General features: G+C 34.6%; 26 protein-coding genes and 1 pseudogene. 9 read left to right on the top strand and 18 right to left on the bottom strand.

The genetic code is table 11. The features are described 5' to 3' along the window. Nucleotides 1-133 precede the first annotated feature (133 nt). The 5 genes from purD to purM all read right to left on the bottom strand — a co-directional run bounded on the left by purD (nucleotide 134) and on the right by purM (nucleotide 5183). Nucleotides 134-1372 (bottom strand): phosphoribosylamine--glycine ligase, encoded by a 1239-nt coding sequence (gene purD, locus FNJ88_RS11615; RefSeq protein WP_143853280.1) that lies wholly within the window; start codon nucleotides 1370-1372, stop codon nucleotides 134-136. A 97-nt stretch (nucleotides 1373-1469) separates the two neighbouring features. After that, nucleotides 1470-2987 carry a bifunctional phosphoribosylaminoimidazolecarboxamide formyltransferase/IMP cyclohydrolase gene (gene purH, locus FNJ88_RS11610; RefSeq protein WP_143853279.1) on the bottom strand — a complete coding sequence of 506 codons (1518 nt, stop codon included), beginning with the start codon at nucleotides 2985-2987 and terminating at the stop codon, nucleotides 1470-1472. Nucleotides 2988-3083: 96 nt separating this feature from the next. Further along, the gene (locus FNJ88_RS11605; protein WP_143853278.1) at nucleotides 3084-3500 is read right to left on the bottom strand and encodes an endonuclease domain-containing protein; all 417 of its coding nucleotides are present in this window, start codon (nucleotides 3498-3500) and stop codon (nucleotides 3084-3086) included. Between the two features lie 40 nt (nucleotides 3501-3540). Beyond that, nucleotides 3541-4110: a phosphoribosylglycinamide formyltransferase gene (gene purN, locus FNJ88_RS11600; RefSeq protein WP_143853277.1), complete on the bottom strand. Its 570-nt coding sequence runs from the start codon at nucleotides 4108-4110 to the stop codon at nucleotides 3541-3543. An 83-nt stretch (nucleotides 4111-4193) separates the two neighbouring features. Continuing rightward, nucleotides 4194-5183, bottom strand: coding sequence for a phosphoribosylformylglycinamidine cyclo-ligase (purM, locus tag FNJ88_RS11595; RefSeq protein ID WP_143853276.1), 990 nt, complete (start codon nucleotides 5181-5183; stop codon nucleotides 4194-4196). Between the two features lie 323 nt (nucleotides 5184-5506). Here purM and FNJ88_RS11590 point away from each other — a divergent pair, with 323 nt between their 5' ends. Further along, nucleotides 5507-6370: a DUF808 domain-containing protein gene (locus FNJ88_RS11590; protein ID WP_143853275.1), complete on the top strand. Its 864-nt coding sequence runs from the start codon at nucleotides 5507-5509 to the stop codon at nucleotides 6368-6370. A 38-nt stretch (nucleotides 6371-6408) separates the two neighbouring features. Here the strand turns inward: FNJ88_RS11590 and FNJ88_RS11585 are convergent, their stop codons facing one another. The 3 genes from FNJ88_RS11585 to FNJ88_RS11575 all read right to left on the bottom strand — a co-directional run bounded on the left by FNJ88_RS11585 (nucleotide 6409) and on the right by FNJ88_RS11575 (nucleotide 9075). Further along, nucleotides 6409-7314, bottom strand: a complete 906-nt coding sequence (locus tag FNJ88_RS11585) for an IS1595 family transposase (protein WP_143853274.1) — start codon at nucleotides 7312-7314, stop codon at nucleotides 6409-6411. A gap of 123 nt (nucleotides 7315-7437) precedes the next feature. Then, nucleotides 7438-7959 (bottom strand): nuclear transport factor 2 family protein, encoded by a 522-nt coding sequence (locus FNJ88_RS11580; protein ID WP_143853273.1) that lies wholly within the window; start codon nucleotides 7957-7959, stop codon nucleotides 7438-7440. A gap of 126 nt (nucleotides 7960-8085) precedes the next feature. Further along, on the bottom strand, nucleotides 8086-9075 hold the full coding sequence (locus FNJ88_RS11575) for a bile acid:sodium symporter family protein (RefSeq protein WP_143853272.1): 990 nt from the start codon (nucleotides 9073-9075) through the stop codon (nucleotides 8086-8088). Between the two features lie 205 nt (nucleotides 9076-9280). Between FNJ88_RS11575 and metG the strand changes: the two genes are divergently transcribed. Beyond that, nucleotides 9281-11314 (top strand): methionine--tRNA ligase, encoded by a 2034-nt coding sequence (gene metG / locus FNJ88_RS11570; RefSeq protein WP_143853271.1) that lies wholly within the window; start codon nucleotides 9281-9283, stop codon nucleotides 11312-11314. A gap of 40 nt (nucleotides 11315-11354) precedes the next feature. Here the strand turns inward: metG and FNJ88_RS11565 are convergent, their stop codons facing one another. The 5 genes from FNJ88_RS11565 to dnaA form a co-directional block, all read right to left on the bottom strand. Continuing rightward, complete coding sequence (locus tag FNJ88_RS11565; RefSeq protein WP_143853270.1) at nucleotides 11355-12068, bottom strand: class I SAM-dependent methyltransferase; 714 nt, start codon at nucleotides 12066-12068, stop codon at nucleotides 11355-11357. 130 nt (nucleotides 12069-12198) lie between these two features. Next, nucleotides 12199-12576, bottom strand: coding sequence for a hypothetical protein (locus FNJ88_RS11560; RefSeq protein ID WP_143853269.1), 378 nt, complete (start codon nucleotides 12574-12576; stop codon nucleotides 12199-12201). 74 nt (nucleotides 12577-12650) lie between these two features. After that, nucleotides 12651-13349 (bottom strand): SAM-dependent methyltransferase, encoded by a 699-nt coding sequence (locus FNJ88_RS11555; protein ID WP_143853268.1) that lies wholly within the window; start codon nucleotides 13347-13349, stop codon nucleotides 12651-12653. Nucleotides 13350-13359: 10 nt separating this feature from the next. Then, nucleotides 13360-13794: a low molecular weight protein-tyrosine-phosphatase gene (locus FNJ88_RS11550; protein ID WP_143853924.1), complete on the bottom strand. Its 435-nt coding sequence runs from the start codon at nucleotides 13792-13794 to the stop codon at nucleotides 13360-13362. 100 nt (nucleotides 13795-13894) lie between these two features. Further along, nucleotides 13895-15349, bottom strand: coding sequence for a chromosomal replication initiator protein DnaA (dnaA, locus tag FNJ88_RS11545; RefSeq protein ID WP_143853267.1), 1455 nt, complete (start codon nucleotides 15347-15349; stop codon nucleotides 13895-13897). 134 nt (nucleotides 15350-15483) lie between these two features. Between dnaA and FNJ88_RS11540 the strand changes: the two genes are divergently transcribed. Continuing rightward, nucleotides 15484-15894: an acyl-CoA thioesterase gene (locus tag FNJ88_RS11540; protein WP_143853266.1), complete on the top strand. Its 411-nt coding sequence runs from the start codon at nucleotides 15484-15486 to the stop codon at nucleotides 15892-15894. 1 nt (nucleotide 15895) lies between these two features. On the opposite strand, the gene pepE is transcribed toward FNJ88_RS11540, so the two are convergent. Beyond that, nucleotides 15896-16588: a dipeptidase PepE gene (pepE, locus tag FNJ88_RS11535; protein WP_143853265.1), complete on the bottom strand. Its 693-nt coding sequence runs from the start codon at nucleotides 16586-16588 to the stop codon at nucleotides 15896-15898. Between the two features lie 196 nt (nucleotides 16589-16784). Here pepE and FNJ88_RS11530 point away from each other — a divergent pair, with 196 nt between their 5' ends. Together FNJ88_RS11530 and pheA are read left to right on the top strand one after the other, a co-directional pair. Next, complete coding sequence (locus FNJ88_RS11530; protein WP_143853264.1) at nucleotides 16785-17207, top strand: hypothetical protein; 423 nt, start codon at nucleotides 16785-16787, stop codon at nucleotides 17205-17207. 152 nt (nucleotides 17208-17359) lie between these two features. After that, a pseudogene (gene pheA, locus FNJ88_RS11525) lies at nucleotides 17360-18199 on the top strand (prephenate dehydratase). 25 nt (nucleotides 18200-18224) lie between these two features. Here pheA and FNJ88_RS11520 read toward each other — a convergent pair. Beyond that, entirely contained in the window at nucleotides 18225-19502 is a 1278-nt protein-coding gene (locus FNJ88_RS11520; RefSeq protein ID WP_143853263.1) for a replication-associated recombination protein A, read from the bottom strand. 98 nt (nucleotides 19503-19600) lie between these two features. On the opposite strand from FNJ88_RS11520, the gene yidD reads away from it, so the two are divergent. Then, entirely contained in the window at nucleotides 19601-19837 is a 237-nt protein-coding gene (gene yidD, locus FNJ88_RS11515; RefSeq protein WP_143853262.1) for a membrane protein insertion efficiency factor YidD, read from the top strand. A 72-nt stretch (nucleotides 19838-19909) separates the two neighbouring features. Further along, nucleotides 19910-20779 (top strand): prolipoprotein diacylglyceryl transferase, encoded by an 870-nt coding sequence (gene lgt / locus FNJ88_RS11510; protein WP_143853261.1) that lies wholly within the window; start codon nucleotides 19910-19912, stop codon nucleotides 20777-20779. Nucleotides 20780-20834: 55 nt separating this feature from the next. On the opposite strand, the gene FNJ88_RS11505 is transcribed toward lgt, so the two are convergent. Beyond that, the gene (locus tag FNJ88_RS11505) at nucleotides 20835-22328 is read right to left on the bottom strand and encodes an NAD(P)H-hydrate dehydratase (protein WP_143853260.1); all 1494 of its coding nucleotides are present in this window, start codon (nucleotides 22326-22328) and stop codon (nucleotides 20835-20837) included. A gap of 152 nt (nucleotides 22329-22480) precedes the next feature. Between FNJ88_RS11505 and mscL the strand changes: the two genes are divergently transcribed. Next, on the top strand, nucleotides 22481-22852 hold the full coding sequence (gene mscL / locus FNJ88_RS11500; protein WP_143853259.1) for a large conductance mechanosensitive channel protein MscL: 372 nt from the start codon (nucleotides 22481-22483) through the stop codon (nucleotides 22850-22852). 54 nt (nucleotides 22853-22906) lie between these two features. On the opposite strand, the gene FNJ88_RS11495 is transcribed toward mscL, so the two are convergent. Next, complete coding sequence (locus tag FNJ88_RS11495) at nucleotides 22907-23866, bottom strand: D-2-hydroxyacid dehydrogenase (RefSeq protein ID WP_143853258.1); 960 nt, start codon at nucleotides 23864-23866, stop codon at nucleotides 22907-22909. A gap of 8 nt (nucleotides 23867-23874) precedes the next feature. Continuing rightward, complete coding sequence (locus tag FNJ88_RS11490) at nucleotides 23875-24276, bottom strand: phosphoheptose isomerase (RefSeq protein ID WP_143853257.1); 402 nt, start codon at nucleotides 24274-24276, stop codon at nucleotides 23875-23877. Nucleotides 24277-24553: 277 nt separating this feature from the next. On the opposite strand from FNJ88_RS11490, the gene idi reads away from it, so the two are divergent. After that, a complete protein-coding gene (gene idi / locus FNJ88_RS11485; RefSeq protein ID WP_143853256.1) occupies nucleotides 24554-25066 on the top strand; it encodes an isopentenyl-diphosphate Delta-isomerase in 513 nt (170 codons plus the stop codon). Nucleotides 25067-25242: the final 176 nt, after the last annotated feature.

Below are 25242 nucleotides of genomic sequence, written 5' to 3'. Positions count from 1 at the left end.
CCAGATCCCTAGCCCTAATCCCGGAATGAGGCGCGAGCGAAGCTAGCGCCGAAATGAGGAATTGTAACGAAGAGCAGGTTCCCGGCTCCTAAAAAAATATAAAAAAAAGACGTGGAAAACCACGTCTTATCTATTAAAACTTACCGATATCTTCTCTATAGGTCTCGTAATCGAAATGAATGGTTCGGGCATCTTCGTAAACTTTCTTACGAGCTTCTTCGAACGTATCACCTGTTGCAACTAAGCTTAGCACCCGACCACCAGAAGTAACCACTTTGTCACCTTTCATTCTGGCACCGGCAAACAGCACTTGGCTTTCGTGTACTTTGTCGATATTTCTGATCTCAAAGCCTGTTTCGATCTGTCTGGGATAACCACCTGAACACATCACTAAACAAACTGCTTTTTTGTCGCTGAATTTCAGTTCAATATCATTCCCTGCTAAACAATCCGTGATCACATCGAACAAATTATTTTCTAATAATGCCATTATCGACTGTGTCTCTGGATCACCTAATCTCATGTTGTATTCCAACAAATACGTCCCATTTTCTGTAATCATGAGACCAAAAAAGATGAAACCTTTGAATCGAATGTTATAAGCGTGAAGTCCTTCTAAAGTTGGTTTTAAGATATTTTCTTCAAAATCTCTATGGTGTTCTTCCGTAAATTCAGGGCTTGGTGCCACGCTACCCATTCCTCCTGTATTAGGACCTGTATCACCTGTTCCTGCTTTTTTATAGTCTTTCACCGGAATACATGGAAACAATTTTTCCCCATTGGAAAAGGCAATAATGGAAGCTTCAAAACCTCTCAAATATTCTTCAATAACCAGTTGAATACCGGCATCTCCGTAAATTCTTTCGATCATGAACTGATGAATTGTAGATTCTGCTTCTGCAAGATCATCTGCAATAACCACTCCTTTACCTCCTGCTAAACCACTGGCTTTTATTACTAATGGAAACGGTTGGGTTCTTACATAGTCAATTGCTTCCTGATACGCGTCAAACACCACCGCTTTGGCAGTTTTGATATTATGAGTCTGCATGAATTTCTTAGAAAAGGCTTTACTCCCCTCTAATTCTGCAGTTCTTTTTCTTGGTCCGAAAATCTTAAGATTATGTGCTTTAAATTCATCAACAATACCTGCAACCAAAGGCGCTTCCGGGCCAACGATGGTAAGATCGATTCTTTCTTTAATAGCAAAATCGCGAAGTCCTTCCACACTATCTTCGTAAACGTTTTGTCCTATTGAATCAGTAGTTGCATTTCCCTGAGCGAAATACATCTTAGAAATTCTTTTGTCACTTTTCAGCTTCATAGCGATCGCAGATTCTCTGGCGCCATTTCCTACTATTAATATTTTCATTTTTATCTGTTTATTTTGAATTCTACAAATTTACTAATTTGAGAATGGATTTTCAATTTAGTTGAAAAAAAAATCTCTAAAATAATATGTAGCAAAATCAATGCAAGAAATGACGCATTCCCGTCAACATCATCGGAATCTCATACTCGTTTGCTGCATCGATACTTTCCTGATCCTTCATACTTCCACCAGGTTGAATAATGGCTTTAATTCCTTCCTTCGCACAGAACTCTACCACATCACGGAAAGGGAAAAATGCATCTGAAGCCAGAACGAGGTCTCCATCAAACTTCACTTTCGCTCTTTCAATCGCGTGTTGCGTTGCCCAAATCCTATTCACCTGACCACCTCCAATTCCCAAAGCCTGTACACCATTGGAAACTACGATTGCATTAGATTTTACATATTTTACCACTCGCTGAGCAAATAATAAAGCTTTTTCCTGTTCTTCGGTTGGCTTTTTATCGGTAACTACTTTAATATCTTCAGAGAATTGATTATCATTATCCTGAACTAACATTCCACCATCGATCTTCACCCAAGCTTGACTGTCAGAAACTGAGTTTTTAATTTTAATAATTCTCAGATTCTTCTTTGTTTTTAGAAAAGCGATTGCATCTTCATCAAAATCCGGAGCCATTACGATTTCTAAAAATGTTTTGTTTAACTCTTCGGCAGTCGCTAAATCTACTTTAAAGTTCATACCAATAATTCCTCCAAAAATAGAAATTGGATCACATTCGAAAGTTTTCTTATAAGTTGCTACCGCTGATGTTCCAATTGCAACGCCACATGGTGTTGAATGTTTTACTGCGCAGCAAGCCATTTCATCTTTAAATTCATTAACCACCTTCCAGCATAAATCCATATCTCTCAGATTATTGAAAGATAATTCTTTACCTCCCAAAATTTCGAAATCTTTCATCGCACCGTTTTCGGTTGTAGAAACATAATAGGCAGCGGTTTGATGTGGATTTTCGCCATATCGTAAGTCAGAAACTTTTTGATAAGAAGCGTTTAAATAGTGTGGATAATCTTCATCTAAAAGCATTTGTGAGATTGCAGCATCGTACGCAGCAGTAAGATTAAATACTTTACCCGCTAATTTCTTTCTTGTTTCTAAAGTCGTATCTCCCGATTCGGACATTTCTTTTTGAATGATGGCATAGTCTTGCACATCTGTAACTACAGCAACTGACTGAAAGTTTTTCGCCCCAGAGCGTAACATAGAAGGTCCGCCGATATCGATGAACTCTACTTTTTCCTCTAAAGAAATATTGGTGTTAGCATGGGCAAAAAACGGATAAAGATTGACAATAACCATGTCTATCAACTCAATATTGTGTTCCTGCACGGTAGAAATGTGTTGATCATTATCACGAACTGCTAACAACCCACCATGTACTTTCGGATGTAAAGTCTTCACTCTGCCGTCCAGCATTTCAGGGAAATTGGTTACTTCATCAATCTGAATTGGATTTAAACCTGCTTCTTTTAAATGTTTAAAAGTTCCTCCAGTGGAAATTAATTCGTAATTGTTTGCTTCTAAAAATTTTGCAAAATCAATGAGACCGGATTTATCGGAAACAGAGATTAGCGCTCTTTTTTTTGACATTTTTCTTTCTTTTTACTTTTTATTTAATACTTTATTTTCTTGTACAATTCCCCTCTTTTTGAAAGAGGGGTGCCGAAGGCGGGGTGTTTGCTATAATTATGAGAAATACTCTATAATATATTCTTCTAATTCTTTCATGACATTTGCTAAATCATGCTTAACTCTAAAATCTAAAATTCTATAAACTTTCAAATTTAATCTCTCAAAAAACAATTGTCTTCTTCCATCATATTCTTCTTTATCATCATGACTTGAACCATCTATTTCTATAACAAGTCCTAAAGATTTAATATAGAAATCAACAATATAATTTCCAATTATTCTTTGTCTGTCAAAATCAATTTGATGAAAATCTTTACTTTTAACCTGTTTCCAAAATATAACTTCTGACAAAACATAGCCTTTTCTTAAACTTCGTGATCTGGCTAAAAGTTCTTTGTTCTTTGGAAGCACTTCTATTTTTCTTCGAAAGATTTCTACTCCGTCAATACGTGTTAATAGCTTTCTATCCATATTAACAAATACACACCCCGTCCTTCGGACACCCCTCTTACTAGAGGGGAATTCCTAGAACTTTATTAATGGCCCTTGGAAATATTTCAAATTCTACCTCATGAATTTTCTTTGCCAATGATTCTAATGTTTCGTTAGGTGCAATTTCAAAAGATTTCTGTAAAATAATCTGCCCTTCGTCAATCTCCGCATTTACATAATGTACAGTTGCACCACTTTGTTTTTCATTTGCAGCTAAAACCGCTTCATGAACATGATGTCCCCACATTCCTTTCCCTCCATATTTCGGCAATAAGGCTGGATGAATATTAATAATCTTTCCATTAAACGATTCACAGAATTCTTTATTTAAAATGGATAAGAATCCAGCAAGGACAATTAAATCGGTGTGTTCTGGAAGAGCATTTTTTAGTTCCGCGGAGAAAGATTTGCCTCTTGGGATTAGTTGAGCAGCAATGTTGTGGTTTCTCGCTCTTACCAAACCAAAACATTCCCGATCTGCAATGACCAAAGAAATTCTTGCGTTCGGAATTTCTCCATTTTCAATGCAATCGATGATTCTTTGCAAATTTGTTCCGCCTCCTGAAACTAAAACAACAATATTTTTCATTATGATTAAGGTACCAATTTATTAATGTAACAGTTTACCAACATCATTATGTATTGTCTATGAAACATTTATAGATTAAATTCTTAGATGAATTGTATTTTCTCTGGACCTTCTGTAATTTCACCGATCTCGTAAGCATCAGTAGCAAGATTCAAAACTTTTTCTGCATGAATTTCATCAATCACAATCACCATTCCTACACCCATATTAAAAGTTCCATACATTTCCATGCGGTCAATATTCCCCCTCTTTTCCAATTCAAGCATGATGGAAGGAATTTTTATTTTAGAAGCATCAATTGTTGCACATAAATTCTCTGGGATAATTCTAGGAATATTTTCAATGATTCCACCTCCTGTAATATGGGCAATCCCGCATAGCGCAACTTCTTCTAAAATCTTATGAATCGGCTGATAATACAATCTTGTAGGAACAAGCAACGTTTCATATAACGGTTTCCCTTCAAACTCCTCGTTAAAATCAGGGAATATTTTTCTTACCAATGAAAATCCATTACTGTGAAATCCAGAACTTGGCAATGCAATAATTTTACATCCTTTCTTGATCCCAGAACCGTCAATAATCTCCTCTTTTTCTACAATTCCTACACAAAATCCAGCAACATCATAATCACCCGGCTTATACATTCCAGGCATTTCTGCCGTTTCTCCACCAATTAATGCGCAATTGTTGTCTTTGCAGGCTTTTACCATTCCCATAACAATTTCTGCAGCGATATCAGCGTCGAGTTTGCCACAAGCTAAATAATCCAGGAAAAATAATGGTTTTGCTCCATGACAAATAATATCATTGGCACACATTGCAAAACAATCTACGCCAATAGAATCGTATTTTTTAGAATCTAAAGCTACTTTCAGTTTTGTTCCTACTCCATCGGTACCGCTAACCAAAACAGGATTTTTGTAACCAGCGATCTCATAAAAAGCACCGAAACTACCTAGATTGTTTAGTACATTTTTATTATGAGTTTCGGAAACAGCTGCTTTTATTTTGTCTACGGTCTTGTAACCTTCTTCTTTATCAACTCCTGCAGATTTATAAGTATTGCTCATTTTCAGATTTTATCAATTCTAGTTATTTATTAATTTTTATACAAAAAAGCCGACAATCATTCTGATCGTCGGCTTTTTCTATTTTTTTTCAGCGTCGATTACATTTCCAAACTCTTGGAATACCTTTGTTGGTGAATATAACTGATGCAGATTCAATTGTAAAAATTTTGTTCTGCGAAAATAGCAATTTTAATTTAATTTGAAAACGATAAATCCATAATCTTTTCCACATTTCAGTGATGTCAAAATTTTTATGATTTCTCTACAAAAAAATAACTCTTACATCTTTCAAAATTATCTATTTTTGTGGCATAATTAAAGATATGGCTTCAGGATTTTTCGCAATATTAGATGATATTGCAGCATTAATGGACGATGTTGCTGTTGCCTCGAAAGTGGCTACTAAACAAACCGCAGGTATTTTGGGTGACGATTTAGCTGTGAATGCAGAGAAAGCGACTGGATTTCTATCTTCCAGAGAAATTCCTGTACTTTGGTCAATTACCAAGGGTTCCTTTGTGAACAAACTGATCATTATCCCTATTGCTTTTTTATTACAGGTTCTTTTTCCACCCGCGATTAAAATAATTTTAATCTTAGGTGGACTTTATCTTGCTTACGAAGGTGTGGAAAAGATTATTGAATATCTGTTTCATAAAAATGATAAACATGTAGAGGTAATTGAAGAGATCAAAAATGATGTGGATGCAGAAAAAACGAAAGTAAAATCTGCTATTACGACAGATTTTATTTTATCATTGGAAATCGTAATTATTGCTTTGGGGTCAGTACTAGATAAAAGCTTAGCCATTCAGATCCTTACTGTTTCTATTGTAGCTCTTTTAGCCACTGTAGGCGTTTATGGAATTGTAGCCGTAATAGTAAGAATGGATGATACAGGATATAAACTTATCAAAAAGTCTCACGGAAAAGGATTTTTTAACGACTTAGGAAATTTTTTAGTAAAGGCTCTACCAATTATTATTAAAGCACTGTCTATCATTGGAACAATTGCATTATTATTGGTTTCTGGTGGTATCTTCGATCACAACATAGCGGAAGTTCACCATTTATTACCAAATGTTCCCGAAATGGCCAAACATTTCTTGTACGGAATAATTGCTGGGTTGGTAGTGGTTTGTTTGCTTTTTCCCATCAAAAAGATCTATACATTGATTAAAAAATAACTCGATAAATATAAAATAATATGTATATCCGTTTTTCATCATACTCCTGTAATGCTTGCTATCACAAGTCTATCGAACAGTTTATCTTCAAAATATCTCCGATTTAACTTATGAACAAACTCATTTAGATAAAGTTGAAGGTTTTTGCGTTTTATTTTGTGGTAATTTCCTAATAAATTCCTTTTCGCATTACTGATAAATATGTGAACCCAACGCAAAGTATCTTTTGTAGTTTCTTTCGAAGATTTTTCTGAAATATGAATTTCTACAAGTTGTGATATATCAACATATGACGTGCTTTGATCTGTAAAAACTATGCTGGATTCTGCCAAAGATTCTTTAATAGTCTCATTAATTCCCTCTGCTGTATGATCTTCTAATACTATTGCTTTAAAATATCTACAAGATTTCGATGTCTCTCCCGTTTCTATATTTTCTAATGGCGTAGATTCCGCCATCACTGCAACATTTTGCTTTCCAACTGCACCTCTTCCACGAATCCCTTTCTCTTGTTCCAGTTCTCTAGATTCAACTGTAAAATACCCTTCATCCATTTCAATCATGCCCTCTAAAGTGTATCTTTCATCTCGTTTTCCCATCGCTTTTCTCAATTTGTGCATCATGGCCCAAACTGGCTCATAGCGCTTCAAACCTAATTGCCTTTGCATTTCTTTAGCAGAAAATCCCTTTTTTGTTGCACTCATCAAAAACATCGCTTTATACCAAACTAGAAAGGACAAATTGGAATTCTCCATGATGGTTCCACTTCGTAATGAAGTTCGCTTTCTACAAGATTTACACTCGTAACTTAATCTGCTTTTAATCCAAAAAAAATCAGTTTTTCCGCACTTGCAGGAAACACCAATTTTGTCACGTTCTGCTTTGAAATGAGATATACAATCCTCTTCACTGCTAAACTCTACGCCAAAACTAAAAATATTCATCTCAATTATTTAATTATCAAACAAATATACGGAATTATGGGAAGTTACGGACATACATATAAAATAATAAAGCCGCTCATTAAAAACGCGGCTTTAATTTTGAAAACTACCTAACAATTATCTCTATTTATTTCTGAGTTTAATCAATACTTCATCTTCAAGCGGAGTTTTAATTTCCACTACTTTATTACTAACATTATTTGGAATGGTCATAGAAAGAACATACTGTCTTATTTTCCATTGAGAACCAATCTTTTCCAGAACGCCACTTCCTCTACAAATTTTCATTTGGGTATCTAACAGTTCATCGAACCATGCATATTTTCCGTCTGTACTAAAAGTAATATTTCTTTTTACAGAGCTGAAATTCCATGCTTTACCTTTATCAAAGTGAGGTTTTGCATACTCCATGAATTCTTTCTTATTCCACACTTCACCAGCATCTGTTCCAATAAAAGTAGATTCTGGTGCATACAAATTAAAGTAATTCTTAAAATCTGCAACAGCGGCAAAAGTATTTAAATCATCCAAAACTTTACTAACATTTTTTTTCTGAACATTTTCGTAAAATCCTTTTTTTTGTGCGAAAAGGGAAAAAGAACAGAATAAAAGCAATAGAACGGTCAACCGAAAAACATTTTTCATATCTTATTTTTTTAAAGAGTTATCACTCTTTAAAAGTAGGAAAGATTTCCGTAAAACTGAAATTTTAATTTATTAAATACAATTAAACAATTTCAGAGTACATCCCATTAATTATAATTCTGTGGTCTATATTTCTGCTGTTTTTGCCAATCGATTTGCTACCCAACTCACATAAAATAGTTGAAAGCTATGGAAAATCATCACTGGTAAAAGAAACAGCATTTTTTGATTATCTGGAATTCCAAGAATCAAAACAAATAAACTACCATGTACGAGCGATTTTTTACTTCCACAAAATTTAGCAGTAATTTTATCTTCTCGAGAGAATTTTAATTTGGTAGTGATCACCTCCAAAATTTCAAAAACAGCAAAAAATAACAGGAGTACGCTTATTACAAGGACCACAAATACCATAGGTGGAACAGACTTAAAAATGTTCTGAAGAAAAGCCTTAGAAAAACTATCGTAAACGATGAGCAGGATAATTAATTTGTCAAACTGTGACACCAAATCCCGGTATTTCACAATCAGTTTTTTGAAAATGGGATTTAGAAGTAATCCAAAAATAATGGGAAGAACTACTTTTAAAAGAAGTTGATAAAAAATTGCTGCTTGAGTATCTGCATGCTCGCCATTATGATGGAGGAATAAACTCATTAAAAACGGCGTCATGACAATCCCTATTAATCCAGAAATTGAAGCATTAAAAATAGCGGAAGTTACATTTCCTTTAGCAATAGAAACCATTACCACCGATGATGAAACAGTAGAAGGTAAACTCGCCAAAAAAAACAAAGAAAGCCATAGGCTGTAATAGACCGTTCCGTTCGCAAATCCATAAAAAAGAAAAACCAAGGATGGAAATAAAAAAAATGTAGCGATCTGCACTAACAAGTGCAACCGCCAGTTTGAAATATCTTTTTTTACTTCTTTAATATTTAGCTTCAAACCATAAAGAAGGAATATTCCTATTATTCCCCAATCTATGAAATATTCTAGACTAAAAACGTGCTGATAAGACTCTCGGTATGGAAGAAACTTTCCTATTACCACCATCAACATTAAGAGAATCAAAAAAACATTCTGCTGATTAAAGGTTTTGAGTTTATGCAGCATTAAAATTCATTTAGGTTGGTGTTAAATAATTAGAAACAGATTCACAAATATAGGATAACCCATCTTCTTCACAATTATTTGATAAAATACATTGGTCTTAAATTACTTTTTAGCAGACTAAAAACTTAAAGTTTGTAATTCTGTGTCCTATGATTTTTCAGTCAGATTGTTATCGCTTATCTTTGCAAAAATTTAGAATAAACATATGTCAAATAGAAAGATGATTACGGCTGCCTTGCCGTACGCAAACGGACCCGTTCACATTGGTCATTTAGCAGGAGTTTATATTCCTGCAGATGTTTATGCTAGATTTCAGCGAAGAATGGGAAAAGATGTTGCTTTTATTTGTGGTTCCGACGAGCATGGAATTCCAATTACTATTCGTGCTAAAAAAGAAGGAGTTACTCCACAAGATATTGTTGATAAATACCACGGAATCATAAAGAAATCTTTTAAAGATTTAGGAATTTCTTTCGATGAATATTCCAGAACAACTTCTAAAAGACATCACGACGTTAGTCAGGATTTTTTCAAAACGCTATATAATAAAGGAAAATTCTCTGAAGATGTTTCCGAACAATATTTTGACGAACAGGCTGGCGAATTTTTAGCAGACCGATATATCGTAGGAACTTGCCCAAATTGTGGCAATGATAATGCTTATGGTGATCAGTGTGAGAAATGCGGTTCTACTCTTTCTCCTTCTGAATTAATAAATCCAAAATCAATGTTAAGCGGAAACGTTCCGATTTTAAAGGAAACCAAAAACTGGTATCTTCCTTTAAATGAATATGAAGATTTCCTAAATGAATGGATCATTGAAGGACATAAAGACGACTGGAAACCTAATGTGTACGGACAGGTAAAATCTTGGATAACTGATGGTTTGAAACCAAGAGCAATGACCAGAGATCTGAACTGGGGAGTTCCCGTTCCACTTCCAAATGCAGAAGGAAAGGTTCTTTATGTTTGGTTTGATGCACCTATTGGTTACATTTCATTCACCCAGCAATGGGCAGAAAAAAACGGCAAAGACTGGAAAGATTATTGGCAGAATGAAAATAGCGATTTAGTCCACTTCATAGGAAAAGACAATATCGTTTTCCACTGTATTATTTTTCCGGCGATGATGAAAGCGCATGGTAATTATATTATGCCTACCAATGTTCCGGCGTTTGAATTTTTAAATTTAGAAAACGACAAGATCTCAACTTCCCGTAACTGGGCAGTTTGGGCACACGAATATGTTGAAGAATTCCCTGGACAACAGGATGTTTTAAGATATTCACTTCTTTCTTCCGCTCCGGAAACCAAAGACAATAATTTCACCTGGAAAGATTTCCAGACGAAAAACAATTCAGAGTTGGTGGGAATTTTCGGAAACTTCATTAACAGAGTTGCCGTTTTGATTCATAAATATTACGACGGAATTGTTCCCGCTGGAAACGAAAATGCTGAAGAACTGAACGAAGTTACAAAAGCCGCGACCGAAGTTGAAAATTTCTTGGAACATTATGAATTCAGAAATGCTTTGACTGCAATGATGAATCTGGCCCGTTTTGGAAATCAATATCTTCAAATTGAAGAACCATGGAAAACTATTAAAGACCATCCAGAAAAAGCGGCGCAGTCTCTTTTCGTTGCGGCACAAATTGCAGTTGGATTGGCACAGATCTGTGAACCATTCCTGCCTTTCAGTGCAGAGAAATTACAGAAAATGTTTAATGTTTCTCAACTCAACTGGGAAGAAATTAAAAACGAAAAAGTATTAATCAAAACCGGACATCAAATTAATCCGGCAGAATTGTTATTCTCAAAAATTGAAGATGAAACCATCGAATTTCAAATTCAGAAATTAGAGAATACCAAAGAATCTAATAAAAAAACTAACCCGAAAGCCAACCCTATGAAAGAAGAAATTCAATTTGATGATTTTACCAAAATAGATTTAAGAACTGCAACCATTTTGACCGCTGAAAAAGTGGAAAAAGCAGACAAACTTTTGAAATTTTCCGTAGATACAGGCGTTGACGTAAGAACAGTGGTTTCTGGTGTTGCAGAAAGCTTCACGCCGGAAGAATGTGTAGGAAAACAGGTGATGATCTTATTAAATCTTGCTCCACGTAAAATCCGTGGAATCGAATCTCAGGGAATGTTGCTTTTAACCAATAATGCAGAAGGAAAATTGGTTTTTGTAACGCCTACTGAAACGGTGGAAAATGGTGTTGAAATTGGATAATTAATTACTGATTCATTTTATAATATTGAAGACCTGAAAATTAATTCAGGTCTTCTTTCGTTAATCTCGCTAAAAAAGAATCTTCTTCTTTCAGTATTTTTTCAATTTTAAATCCGTTATTTTCGACAGCTCTTTTTAAAGTTACAAAATCCAGATAAAGCCATTTGATCGGTTTTTCAGTATCTAATTTATAATGGATAAAATAATCGACTTCGCCATAATAATGATCTGCAGGAACCATAATACCGCCATCATCAGCCTTATCATACATATAAAGAATATCGGTGCTGTCGATTAAAATTTGTCCGTCTTCATTTAACAATGAATGCAATTTCTCTAGATATAAATCGATTTTATCAAGCGATTGAAAAATTCCTGTTCCATTCATTAGTAGAAGAATGGTATCGAAAGTTTCGCCTGAATATTCTAAAATATCCGAACACAAAGTATTTTTAACGCCACGCAATTGACAAATCTCAATTGACTTCGGAGAAAAATCCAGTGCAAACACGTCCAGACCTTTTCCATTTTGAAGATATAAACTGTGCGAACCGGCTCCTGCTCCAATATCTAAAACTTTTCCTTTCGATAATTCCAATGCTTTTTGTTCTATCAAATTCATGTCACCAAACGATCTAAAAAAGTAATCAACAGGAAGATCGTCTATCTCAGAGATGGAAGTTTCAGTTAACAAATTCTCAGGATTCTGCTCGTGGTAAAAATCCCAAATCGCCTGTCCCATTAAGTCTTTCATAACTGTGATATTTCGGCAAAAATAAGCAATAAAAGAGGAATATTAAAATAGATCAAACTTTATAAGAATTGATTACGCATAAAAAAGGTCAGAAATTTCTGATCTTTTTGATAAAGTAATTTATTTCTTATTACTCACCGAAGTGGCTTTTTACTTTTTCTAAAAATTGTTCGTCACTCATCTTTTGATCGGTATCAAGAGTTACTTTTAAGTTTTTAAACTGAGCTGTTTCCGCCAGATGATTTTTAAACTGTTCTTGAATAGTTCCTGTACCTGTAAGGTAAAGTTCCTGCGTATTGGTAATTAAATGCTCCAAATCTTTGAAAAACTTTGCCGTATTAGTTTGTTCTACATTGTTAGCGTTTTTTTCACTTGAGTTCCCATGCTGAACGTCTCTTTTCACTGGATCACAAACAAAAAATTTGTAAGCACTCTCGATATCATGATTTTTAACAACTGTTGCATTTTCTGAATCCATCCAGATTCCTGCTAATTTTTTTTCTGACATAATTTTAAAATTTTAATGTTATGCAATACTAAAGACAAAAATGGTGCAACGGCGATGTTAAAGATTGTTAAACTTTAAATTCCTAAAATAAAAACAGCCGGCATCTTATGCAATTCAGGCTTATTCTTTAGCCAGTCTTTAATGGTTAAAGACCTAATGAATTCATGTTCTGGATCATTGATATTTGCAGCCACACAAAGCTTTGTAGTTGGTGCCAAAGTCTTACACAAATCTTCAAAAAGAGGATTGTTTCTGTATGGTGTTTCCATAAAAACCTGCGAATACCCAGTAGTCTGCACTTGATTTTCGAGCCATTTAATTTTTGATTTTCGGTCTGACTTATCGATAGGAATATATCCGTGAAAAGTAAACTCCTGACCGTTGAAACCACTTGCGATCAACGCTAATATAATTGAAGAAGGTCCATTAATTGGAATAACCTTCACTGCATTTTCATGGCACCACTTAACCATTAAATTCCCAGGATCTGCAATACACGGCAAACCAGCTTCTGAAAGCAGTCCGAAATCCTGACCTTTTTTCATCAGCATCTGAGCTTCCTGTAAATCCTTTCTTTCCGTATTTTTATTTAACAAAAATAATTTTAAATCTGCCTGTTTCTTTTCAGGTGCAAAAAATTTAATAACCTTTCTAGCGGTCTTTTCATTTTCAACAAAGAAATAATCAGTTTTAAGAATGTATTCTTTTACCGATGGTGCAAAATAATCGATTGGCGAGTTTTCTGACAGATAAGCTGGAATTAGAAATAGCATATTTTGATAGTTAATTAGGTGAAATTTGGGTTTGTAAATCAGCTGCGATTTTCTCACAGGCAGAATCTAACATTTGAAAGACATGATCAAAATCTTTTTGTTCGCCCCAATAAGGATCAGGAACTTCTTCATCATCAAGAAGCAAAGAAACTTTTTTTCTTTGTTGGAGGTCATTTGCTAAGGAAAGAACGTCTTTTAAATTATTGCGATCCATACAATAAATACGATCAAACTCTTCAAAATCTTTTGCGGAAAAGTGCCTAGACTTTTGTTTTGAAATGTCGACGTTATTATTCTTTCCCGTCTGGATAGAACGGTAATCAGGACTTTTACCTTCGTGCATGTTGATGGTACCTGCAGATTCAACTATATAAGTATCTGGGAGTTTGGATTTCAGTATCCCTTCGGCCAAAGGGCTTCTGCAAATATTTCCAAGGCAAACCATTAAAATCTTCGTATTATTTCCTGTTAAAGATGCAAAATACAAATAAAAAAAAGGAATTTAAAATAAATTCCTTTTTGTGTTTAGCAATAAAGATTAATTACTACTGTTTTATTTTTTCTGTTAATTCCTTAACATACTTTTTAACTTCTTTATCGATTTTAGAAACATCTTTGATCGTATCGCAGGCATACATTACGGTTGAATGGTCTTTTCCGCCCATTTCCTCACCGATTTTATTAAAGGTAGCATTGGTGAACTCTTTCGAGAAATACATTGCCAACTGTCTTGGCAAAGCGATTTCTCTTTTTCGCGTTTTCGATAATAACTGCTCTCTTTGGATCCCAAAATATTCGCAAACAACTTCCTGAATATAAGGAATATTGATTACCTTTTTCTGGTTTGCAGCGATTTTATTAATCGTGTCTTTAAGAAGTTCCAGTGATAACTCTGATTTATAAATGGTAGAATAGGCAATTACCGAATTAATAACACCAATTAGTTCACGAACATTAGTTTTTACTTCGGAGGCCAAGAAATCCAGCATATCTTCCGTTAAAACAATGCCGTCACGACTTAATTTATCAACGATAATTTTACGTCTGGTGTCGAAATCAGGAGATTTAATTTCAGCCGAAAGTCCCCACTTAAATCGGGAAACAATACGATCCTGAATATCCAAAATATCAACAGGAGCCTTATCCGACGTTAAGATAATCTGTTTTCCGTTTTGGTGCAGATAATCAAAAATATGGAAGAAACTGTCTTGCGTAGATTTTTTGCCCGATAAAAACTGAATATCGTCGATGATCAAAACATCAACCATCTGATAAAAATTAGCAAACTCAGTTTGCTTATGCGCTTTCGCTGCAGAAACGAATTGTTGAATGAATTTCTCTGAAGATAAATAAAGAACTACTTTTTCAGGATAAGCATTTTTAACTTCCAGTCCAACGGCATGACCTAAGTGTGTTTTTCCAACTCCATATCCTCCATATAAAAACAAGGGATTAAAAGCGGTTGCTCCAGGTCTTTTCGCGATTGATTTAGCAACAGTAGAAGCAAACTTATTACTTTCTCCTTCTATATAGTTGTCAAAAGAAAAATCTGCTTTCAGATTAGAATCAATATTGATCTTCTTCATTCCCGGCACCACAAATGGATTGATCAGGTTCGGAGAAAAAGATGGTGGCAAACTTTCCTGCATTTTGGGTGTAGGAATTGTTTTACCTTTCATATTCATGGTAATGGGTTTTTCCTGACCGGTTGGTTTATTTTCCATTACAGAATACCATAATTTAACTCCTCTACCAATATTTTTTTTAAGCGCAGCCGAAAGCAAGGATAAATAATTATCTTCAATATATTCTTTGTAAAAATCACTCGGAACCAATAGGGTCAAATTATTACTGATTAATGACACAGGTTGTACATTATCGAACAATAAATCAAAAGAATTCTCGAGTTTTTTTAGGTCAGTATTGTCTTCAGCGGCGTTAAGGTTATCCCTCATAAACTGAAGACATTTTTCCCAAATTAAAGTTAAATTTTCATCCATTTTCTTGCTGCAATTTCTCCTTCGTTTGTTGATTTTGACGGGAAGACAAAGATGGAATTTTTAAACGTCAAAAAAAAATTATTGTGCTATTGATTAATTAGAAATATATTTGTATGACTAATTTAATACTTAAGATGATACATACAACACACTCAATTCGTGTACGTTACGCCGAAACTGATCCTATGAAATACGTCTATTACGGCAACTACGCTACTTATTTTGAAGTAGCAAGAGTAGAACTTTTCCGCAAACTCGGGATACCATATGAAGAGATCGAAAGGCAAGGAATTTGGTTACCGGTTTCTGAATTTTCCATTAAGTATTTAAAACCAGCCTTGTATGATCAACTACTCGAAGTCCACACTTACATTAGAAAAATACCAGGGGTAAAAATAGAATTTGAATATGAAATTTATAATGAATCTAAACAAAAAATAACGGAAGCAAAAACAACCTTATTTTTTCTAGATTCTAAAATTAACAAGGTAATTAAGTGTCCAGATTTCTTAATGGAATTGCTAATGAAAAACTGGGAAAAGTAATTTATAATTCTGTTCCGGATATAATTTCATAAGGATCTTTTCCTTTTTCAAATATTCTGGTTTTTTTATCCCCTTCAACGGTAATTCGATCTCCAATTTTCCGAATCCAGTTCCCTTCCCGAAGTCCAATCACTTTAGTATCGTTTTGGGTTAAAAATTCTTTGATCCTGGTCTCTCTTGTTTCACCATTATGTTTTAAATCTGGATTTGGATCAAGATAATGTGGATTGATGTTAAAAGGAACCAATCCCATACATTCAAAACTTGCCGGGTAAACAATTGGCATATCATTGGTCGTTTTCATATTTAGTCCGCCAATATTGGAACCTGCGCTTGTACCTAAATAAGGTTTCCCTTTCTCAACGTTTTCTTTCAAAGTGCTCATCAAATTCTTTTCGTGTAAAGTTTTTACCAATAAAAAAGTATTTCCACCACCTGTAAAAAAGCCTTGCGCTTCATTAACCGCTTGGTTTTGATTATCACATTCATGCAAGCCTTTTACTTTTATATTGAACTTTTCAAAAAACTCTTTCGCCTTGTCCGTATAGTCATCATGCGATATTCCACCTGGCCTGGCAAATGGGACAAATATTATTTCGTCAACGCCCAGAAAGAGTTCCTTGATTTCAGCGCGAATGTATTCTAAATAATTCCCACCAAAGAGCGTGGAAGTTGAAGCGAGCAGTATATTCATTTTGATGACGGTTTAATTAATGAATTGTAAAGGTACTAAAATGCGATTACCCATAATACACAACTATTCACAATTATGACATTAATAATAAATTAACTGATTTTTATCAACTTTCTGTTAATTTATTAGAAATACAATTTTATCAAATAATTGAGAAGTATATTTGCATAGAATTTAACAATAAAAACACTTTATCATGAATTACACGATTGTAGGCCTTTTCCCAAGTCAAGAAAACATCAAAGAAGTATCTGCAGGGTTAGAAAAATCCGGAATCAAAAACCAGGATTACATTATTTACAGAACCGATAAAGAAAACTCACCTTCCATAAAGAAAAATTTTTGGAAAAAACTTTTCGGAGTTGAACAAAGCAAAATGTATTCAAATAATGATAATTTGATTACAAGTGTAACTGTTAAAAATGAAGAAGAATTCAAAAATGTAACTACAGCATTTGAACTAAATAAAGTGGTGAAGATCTACGAATTTGAAAATATGACCAATGAAGAAGCGAAAGATTTGAATCAGATCAAAAAAATCGTCGCAGTTCGTGCCAAATCACACATCTATTCAATACCAGAAATGTCTGTTTCTGCATCGCTTATGAATGACCTTTAAAAGAACTTATCTTTCTAAGATTCAAAATATAATCCGTACAAATTGTGCGGATTTTTTCCTTGTGATCGATAAAATTCAGAAAATCCAATGATTTAAAGAAAAAAAGTCAAGATCGTTACACGCTATTCAAGTGTCTTTTTTATTTTTGCTAAATGAATATCGCTTTCCTCGGACCTCATGCAAGCTTCACCCAACTTGCCTGTTCACAAATTTTCCCTGATTAAGATCTAATTCCGCAATCCAGCATTATTGACTGTTTTAATGCGGTAAAGTGTGGAGTTGTTGACAAAGCAGTTGTTCCACTGGAAAATTCTATTGAAGGAACAGTTTCTATGACCTTGGATTATTTGTATGATTTTGATGGAATACAGATTGAAACAGAAGTCGTGATGCCCATTTCTCATCATTTAATGATTCATCCACAAAATGAAAATTTTGACACTATTATTTCCCATCCACAAGCTTTAGCACAAACTTTTCATTTTCGTCAAGATCACTTTAAAGATATTGCTACGCGGGATTTTAGTTCAACTGCTGCAGCGGCAAAGTTAGTTTCAGAAAATCCACAAGAAAAATGGGCGTCTATTGCCAATTCTTATGCTGCCAAATTATATGGCTTAAAAGTAATCAAAGAGAATATTCAGGACTTTGAACAAAACCACACCAGGTTTATCGTGATCTCTAAAAAGCAAAATTGCTTAGAACTCTCCTTTCCTAAAACATCCGAGAAAACCTCTTTATTAATAACGTTGCCTGAAGATCATGCAGGTGGCTTACATCAGGTTCTTTCTATTTTTGCCTGGCGTAAAATGAATCTATCAAAAATAGAAAGCCGAACTTTAAAAACAGGATTAGGAAATTATTTCTTCTTCATTAATGTGGCGAATGAATGGCATCCAATTTTATCAAAAAATGCGCTGGAAGAATTGGATTCAATAGGTGTAATCGTAAAATTCATAGGTCATTATAACGAATATTTACTGGAAAGTTAATTTCACATCTATAAAAAGCTAATTCTTAATATTTGTCTTTCCATTTCTTTTTCAGTTGCTCCGCAATTTTATTCTCCGTGGCATTAGCACCTGGTTTATAAAACTGAGTTCCAATAATCTCTTCCGGTAAAAATTCTAAATCTACAAAGTTACCTTCGTGAGAGTGAGCATAACCATAATCTTTGCCGTAATTTAGATCCTTCATTAACTTTGTTGGCGCATTTCTTAAATGCAAAGGAACAGGTAAGTTTCCAGTTTTTTTAACGTTGGCAATCGCATCATTAATAGCTACATAGGTAGAATTACTCTTTGGAGAAACCGCCAAATAAACAGCGGTCTCACTCAATAAAATTCTGGCTTCAGGATTCCCAATTACATTAACTGCCTGAAAACAATTATTTGCAATAACCAATGCATTCGGATTTGCCAAACCAATATCTTCTGAGGCCAAAATGAGCATTCTTCTGGCAATAAATTTAATATCTTCACCACCAACCAACATTCTCGCTAGCCAATAAACCGCGCCATTAGGATCAGATCCACGCATCGATTTAATGAATGCAGAGATTATATCATAATGTTGCTCTCCATTTTTATCATAAAGCGCCATAGTTTCTTGTAAAACCGAGAGCACATCTTGATTGTTAATTTCTTTCTTATCAGAATTTTTAAATTGATTTAACACATTTTCGACGGCATTAATCAACTTACGAGCATCTCCTCCTGAATATTGAATAAGCGCTTCATGATCCTCTATACTAAAATCTGTTTTCTCAAGATTATTATATTGATTTAATGAAATAGCAATCAGTTCTTCCAGTTTTTCATAATCCAAAGCCTTCAACACATAGACTTGAGACCGGGAAAGCAATGCAGAAACAATTTCAAAACTTGGATTTTCAGTAGTTGCACCCATCAAAACGACCCATCCTTTTTCTACTGCATGAAGCAATGAATCCTGTTGTGATTTATTGAAACGGTGAATCTCATCAATGAACAAAATTGGTGATTTTCCTGAGAACAAATTTTGTCTTTTCGCCTCGTCAATCACTTCCCGTACATCCTTGACTCCACTTGAAACTGCGGAAAGTTTATAGAATTTTCTTCGTGATGTTTCAGAGATTATTTCTGCCAGAGTTGTTTTTCCGGTACCAGGTGGACCCCAAAAAATTAAGGAATTCAAAGTATCATTCTCTAACATCTTACGAATTGGTCCATTCTTACCTGTTAAATGTTCCTGCCCCAAAACTTCATCTAAAGTTTTCGGTCGCAGTTTTTCAGCAAGAGGAGAATTTGAATTCAAGATAAAAAGATTGAGAGTTTGGTATTTCTGAAACAAGTAAAGGAAGTTTCGGTGGAAACTTAGAACAAATTTAAACTATTTAGTTATTTTTGCAAAGCATGTTCAATAAAATCATCTCTTTTCCACTGATTGTGCTGATCAGATTTTATCAATGGTTCATTTCACCTTTGTTACCAAAAAACTGCCGGTATGAGCCAACTTGTTCCAGTTACATGATCGAAGCGCTCAAAATTCATGGCCCAATTAAAGGATTATGGCTGGGTTCTAAAAGAATAGCAAGATGCCATCCGTGGGGCGGAGAAGGCTACGACCCTGTTCCACCGAAAAATCAATAAGGAAGAAGGTTACAGAAAAAAAATAAACGAAGAACATTATCAAATTAAATTTTAAATTTTTGAATTAAATATATGCTGACATTATTATACACAACTTGGGATCCGTCAACAGGAATACATTTAGGTCCGGTTACGCTTCATTTTTATAGTTTGATGTTTATTTTCGCCTTTGGATTAGGTTATTTTCTAATGACGAAAATTTACACCATCGATAAAGTCAATCTCAAATATGTAGAACCTCTGTTCACCTGGACTTTGATCGGAACCATATTGGGTGCTAGATTAGGACACGTGATTTTTTATCAACCAGAACTTTTCAAAGAGGATTTTTGGTCGGTATTTCTACCAATCAGGACAAAACCGACGTTAGAATTCACTGGATTCTCAGGATTAGCAAGTCATGGAGCAACTATCGCTTTAATCTTTACAACGCTTTATTATTCTTTTAAAATTATCAAGAAGAATCCTTTTTGGGTTTATGACCGCATTGGAATTCCGGTTGCGCTCGGCGGTGCATTCGTAAGAATTGGGAATTTCTTCAACTCCGAGATCATTGGTAAACCAGCACCGGAAAGTTCACCTTTTGCGATTCTGTTTCCACAGCAAAGCTCTGAATATGGTGCAATTGTTCCGCGCTACCCAACTCAATTATTTGAAGCTACCGGATACTTTTTACTATTCATTCTACTTTGGATTTTATACCGCTATACCCGCAAAAAATACCAGCAAGGCTGGCTATTCGGTTTGTTCTTCATCCTATTATGGGCGATACGTTTCTTTGTAGAATACTTAAAAGAACCTCAAGGTGATGAATTTATCCATTTTGCAGGCTTAAACACCGGGCAGATCTTGTCAATACCTTTTATGATTGCAGGAGTAGTGATTATGCTGACTTCAAAAAACAGGATGATTACAGAAGCTGAAAATGAAAAACCTGATTAAATGGTAATGAATATTCAATAAATTTACAATCCTTTCAAATTTTTGGAAGGATTTTTTATGCTAGAAATTTGAAAACATTTCCCAGCTGGTCAATTAAATCCGTCGGCAACATTGCTTCCTTAGAATACTTTGCAGCTGCGAAATCACCTGCTTTTCCATGAAGCCAAACGCCAAAAATCGCGGCATCCTCTGACGAATAATTTTGTGCTAAAAGAGAAGTTATAATTCCCAAAAGGGCATCTCCACTTCCGCCTTTTGCCATTCCGGAATTTCCAGTACTATTATAAAAAATTTGCTTTCCGGGTGTGATGATTTGGGTATGATGATCTTTTAAGACAATAAAAATTTTAAGTGCTAAAGCTTTTTCCCGGGCTAAAATTAATCTTTCAAAAGAATTTTTAGTCTTTCCGAAAAGCCTTTCAAACTCTTTCGGATGAGGAGTAATAATTGAATTCTCCGGAATAAATGACAAGTAACTGGGATTTTTCGCAAGAATATTTAACGCATCCGCATCCAAAACCAATGGTTTAATACCGTTTTTTAGAAATTTTAAAAATGCTATCTCTGTTTTGTCATGAGTTCCCATACCTGAACCAATGCCAACCACGGAATCCCGTTCAATCGGAAAAGCCGTAATATCATTCTGTCCGCCAGGCACAAACATGGCTTCAGGACAATTGCTTTGCAAAATTTCATAACCACATTTTGGAGCCAGAATAAACGTTAATCCACTTCCAGATTTCATCGCTGCTTTCGTAGCGAAAATTGCGGCGCCTATTTTACCAAAACTTCCGGCAATGATCGTGGTTTTACCATAAGTTCCTTTGTGAGAGAATTCTTTTCGTGGTTTGTAAATACCTTTTATAAGCTGTTCATCAATACTAAACTCATTCGTGTTTTCTGATAAAAGAAAATTTTGATCCAACTTAATATCAAGCAAATGAACATTCCCAGCATAGCATCCGGTTTCTGGATGAAGCAAGGATTTCTTCCAACTCTGAAAAGTTAAAGTATCATCTGCTTGAAAAATCACTGCATTTTCACAAGTCATTTCATCAGCTCTTAATCCGGAAGGTAAATCGATAGAAACTTTTATCAGATCTTCATTATTTATAAAAGTGATCAATTTGGCAAGTTCACCTTCTACATTTCTATTCAGTCCAGTCCCTAACAGCGCATCAACCAACACTGTATTTTTATCAAAGCAAAACCTAGTAACCGCTGAAAAAGCATGTAAAGCAATTGCAGAAATTGATTTGCATTTTTTAAAATTAGCCGCAGCATCTTTCGAAAATGGTAATTGTTGATCACAAAACACGTCAACATTATATCCTTTTTCATATAATAATCTTGCAATAGCAAAACCATCTCCGCCATTATTTCCATTCCCACAGAATAATACGAAAGTTTCATTTTTTCTAAATCTCTGAATCAACCAATCCACGCAGGAAATAGCAGCACGTTCCATTAAAGCTAAAGACGAAATTAGTTGATGTTCGACGGTATATTCGTCCCACTGTTTGATCTGTTGTGCGGAAAAGAGTTTCATATCAAATTTATTGATTAAAAATTGTTAAGAACCTATAAATAATTGAAATATAGAAAATTATTCCTATTTATTTTTTAACATCTCTTTGATTTAAAGCTAAAAGTATAAAATAAAATATTAAATTTACGACTTAAACATTTAAGAATAAAATTATGGGAATTGTACAAGAGTTTAAAGACTTTGCATTTAAAGGAAATGTAATGGATCTAGCAGTAGGGGTGATTATTGGTGCAGCTTTTGGTAAAATAGTATCATCGCTAGTTGAAGATGTCATAACTCCACTATTATTAAATCCAGCCTTAAAAGCTGCAGGTGCAGAAGATATTGCGAAACTAAGTTGGAATGGTGTTATGTATGGAAACTTTTTATCTGCCGTCATCAGCTTTTTATGTATTGCAATTGTCCTATTCTGGTTGATCAAAGGTGCAAACAAAATGCAGAAACCTGCTCCCGAAGCTGCTCCAGCTGGACCATCTCAGGAAGAATTATTAATGGAAATTAGAGATCTACTGAAAACTAAATAATAAAAATTTAGCTCAACATACAAAAGACGCACCTCATAGTGCGTCTTTCTCTTTTTAGTATACCTGTAAAATACTGCAGATCTGCTCTGCAAGTGAAAGCCCGATCCTATCTTGTGCTTCCAACGTGGAGGCTCCGGTGTGGGGAGTTAAAGAAATTTTTGTATGATCTAAAATGTCCTTACCTGGAGTTGGTTCATTATCAAAAACATCCAGGCCTGCAAACGAAACCTTTCCAGAATCAAGGGCTTTAATCAGGTCTTTTTCATGAACAACTCCACCCCTGCTGCAATTAATAATCGCCACACCATCTTTCATTTTAGCAATCTCTGCCGCACCAATCATACAGCCATCTTTTTGTGCGGGCACGTGAAGTGTAATAAAATCTGCATGCTTCAAAACATCTTCCAAAGGTTCTGTGTCGATATCCACATTAATAAATTGATTGTTATAAAATTTGACTTTAATAGTTGCTTTGCCAATATTATTATCTGCAGCGACAACACGCATTCCTAATCCCAATGCAATTCTAGCAACTTCCTGTCCTATTCTGCCCATTCCGATAATTCCGATGGTTTTGTCACGAAGTTCAATGCCACCAGCATATTCTTTCTTTAATTGGTTGAAAGCGGAATTCCCAATTAAAGGCATTCTTCTATTGGAATCCTGTAGGAACCTGGCGCCACTGAATAAATGGGCAAATACCAATTCTGCAACGGAAGCTGAAGAAGCGGCCGGGGTATTAATTACATGAATATTTTTTGACCGTGCGTAATCGACATCAATATTATCCATTCCTACCCCACCGCGACCAATTATTTCCAAACATGGACACGCATCAATAAGTTCTTTTCTAACCTCCGTCGCACTTCTTACTAATAAGGTTCGAACTTGTTGATCGTTAATAAAATCAGCTAGAAATTCCTGCGGAACTTTGGTAGTGATTACTTCAAAACCTTTCTCGGTTAATGCCTCAATTCCTGATTGATCTAAACCGTCATTTGCTAATATCTTCATTTGTATATTTAATCTTTAAAGACCTCAATCTTCACTTGTTTTTGTATTAAATCAGTAAACTTTCCATTGAAACGAGTCGCTTTTACGATGTGGTTATCAATCCAATGGTAATTGCCACCCCGTGGTTTGCCACATAAAACGCTGTGGTATTTGAAACCATGTTTATCGAGCCACTCAATTGTTATCTGTTTTAAATCATCGGTACGGGACGTGAAAAAGCAAATATTATGACCTTCATCATACCATTTATTAATTGTTTCTAAGGCATCCAAATACGGTTCACACGTAACCATTCTCTCTGGCTCTTCATTCGGTACATCGTCCGTAATAGTACCATCAATATCAATCAGGTAATTTTTAATATTACCTTTTAACACTGGACTTAAATGTTCGTTATATTCTAATTCCATTTCTCAAAATCTATTAGGCTAAAATTACAACTTTAAACAATAGTTTAATTAAAAACAACGCTTCTTTAAAGAGCTACGAATAGTAATTTAATTTAAAAAGTTAAAAAATGATCAGTTTTCTGTAAAGATTCTCCCTTTTATTTAATTTTTTAAGAACATAACACTTCATAATTCTAAAGAAATATAACTTACTTAGAACAACATTTAAGAAGTTATGAAAGCTAAATATTTCTTAAAAATTTCATTACTCAAGTTTTTAAACTTAAATTTGTCTACTATGGAAGAACAGGTAGTTTTAATCTCAGAAAATGATGAAGTGCTTGGTTTGATGGACAAACTTAAAGCTCACGAAAACGGAATACTGCACCGCGCTTTTTCTGTTTTTTTGTTTAATGACAAAGGAGAAGTTCTATTACAGAAAAGAGCTGCGGAAAAATACCATTCGCCGAACCAATGGACCAATGCAGTTTGTTCACACCCAAGAATGAATGAAACTTATCTTGAAGCTGCACAACGAAGGCTAAAAGAAGAATTGGGAATTGAAGGTATGGAATTGTCTCCGAAGTTTTATTTTATCTACAAAGCGGATGTTGGTGGAAATCTTTGGGAACACGAATTGGATCATGTATTCACCGGAAGTTATAACGGTGACTTTGTTTTGAACGAAGAAGAAGTTTCTGAAGTCCGATATATTACTATGGAATCATTGGATCAAGAGATGGAATCTAATCCTGAACATTTTACAGAGTGGTTTAAAATTATTCTGAGAGAATACAAGGAGAGGCTTTAAATATAAGTTCATAGAAATTTCTAAATCTTTCAAAAAAGAAAATGACTGAACCTGTAGCCCCGATGGAAGTGGCATCCTTTTTTTAAAATGCAAAAGCAATGGTAAAAAAAATAAACGGACAGCAGCACTGAACTTCTAAAGAAGCTAAAATAGACTTCCTCCAAAATACATAAATT

It is taken from the genome of Chryseobacterium sp. SNU WT5 (assembly GCF_007362475.1).
Lineage (GTDB): Bacteria > Bacteroidota > Bacteroidia > Flavobacteriales > Weeksellaceae > Kaistella.
Note: the sequence above shows the minus strand (reverse complement) of the source record. Positions and strands in the feature narration are given on the sequence as shown.

Coding starts and splice junctions, on each gene's coding strand:
- purD (WP_143853280.1), bottom strand. CDS start 1,372: ATGAAAATATTAATAGTAGGAAATGGCGCCAGAGAATCTGCGATCGCT.
- purH (WP_143853279.1), bottom strand. CDS start 2,987: ATGTCAAAAAAAAGAGCGCTAATCTCTGTTTCCGATAAATCCGGTCTC.
- FNJ88_RS11605 (WP_143853278.1), bottom strand. CDS start 3,500: ATGGATAGAAAGCTATTAACACGTATTGACGGAGTAGAAATCTTTCGA.
- purN (WP_143853277.1), bottom strand. CDS start 4,110: ATGAAAAATATTGTTGTTTTAGTTTCAGGAGGCGGAACAAATTTGCAA.
- purM (WP_143853276.1), bottom strand. CDS start 5,183: ATGAGCAATACTTATAAATCTGCAGGAGTTGATAAAGAAGAAGGTTAC.
- FNJ88_RS11590 (WP_143853275.1), top strand. CDS start 5,507: ATGGCTTCAGGATTTTTCGCAATATTAGATGATATTGCAGCATTAATG.
- FNJ88_RS11585 (WP_143853274.1), bottom strand. CDS start 7,314: ATGAATATTTTTAGTTTTGGCGTAGAGTTTAGCAGTGAAGAGGATTGT.
- FNJ88_RS11580 (WP_143853273.1), bottom strand. CDS start 7,959: ATGAAAAATGTTTTTCGGTTGACCGTTCTATTGCTTTTATTCTGTTCT.
- FNJ88_RS11575 (WP_143853272.1), bottom strand. CDS start 9,075: ATGCTGCATAAACTCAAAACCTTTAATCAGCAGAATGTTTTTTTGATT.
- metG (WP_143853271.1), top strand. CDS start 9,281: ATGTCAAATAGAAAGATGATTACGGCTGCCTTGCCGTACGCAAACGGA.
- FNJ88_RS11565 (WP_143853270.1), bottom strand. CDS start 12,068: ATGAAAGACTTAATGGGACAGGCGATTTGGGATTTTTACCACGAGCAG.
- FNJ88_RS11560 (WP_143853269.1), bottom strand. CDS start 12,576: ATGTCAGAAAAAAAATTAGCAGGAATCTGGATGGATTCAGAAAATGCA.
- FNJ88_RS11555 (WP_143853268.1), bottom strand. CDS start 13,349: ATGCTATTTCTAATTCCAGCTTATCTGTCAGAAAACTCGCCAATCGAT.
- FNJ88_RS11550 (WP_143853924.1), bottom strand. CDS start 13,794: ATGGTTTGCCTTGGAAATATTTGCAGAAGCCCTTTGGCCGAAGGGATA.
- dnaA (WP_143853267.1), bottom strand. CDS start 15,349: ATGGATGAAAATTTAACTTTAATTTGGGAAAAATGTCTTCAGTTTATG.
- FNJ88_RS11540 (WP_143853266.1), top strand. CDS start 15,484: ATGATACATACAACACACTCAATTCGTGTACGTTACGCCGAAACTGAT.
- pepE (WP_143853265.1), bottom strand. CDS start 16,588: ATGAATATACTGCTCGCTTCAACTTCCACGCTCTTTGGTGGGAATTAT.
- FNJ88_RS11530 (WP_143853264.1), top strand. CDS start 16,785: ATGAATTACACGATTGTAGGCCTTTTCCCAAGTCAAGAAAACATCAAA.
- yidD (WP_143853262.1), top strand. CDS start 19,601: ATGTTCAATAAAATCATCTCTTTTCCACTGATTGTGCTGATCAGATTT.
- lgt (WP_143853261.1), top strand. CDS start 19,910: ATGCTGACATTATTATACACAACTTGGGATCCGTCAACAGGAATACAT.
- FNJ88_RS11505 (WP_143853260.1), bottom strand. CDS start 22,328: ATGAAACTCTTTTCCGCACAACAGATCAAACAGTGGGACGAATATACC.
- mscL (WP_143853259.1), top strand. CDS start 22,481: ATGGGAATTGTACAAGAGTTTAAAGACTTTGCATTTAAAGGAAATGTA.
- FNJ88_RS11495 (WP_143853258.1), bottom strand. CDS start 23,866: ATGAAGATATTAGCAAATGACGGTTTAGATCAATCAGGAATTGAGGCA.
- FNJ88_RS11490 (WP_143853257.1), bottom strand. CDS start 24,276: ATGGAATTAGAATATAACGAACATTTAAGTCCAGTGTTAAAAGGTAAT.
- idi (WP_143853256.1), top strand. CDS start 24,554: ATGGAAGAACAGGTAGTTTTAATCTCAGAAAATGATGAAGTGCTTGGT.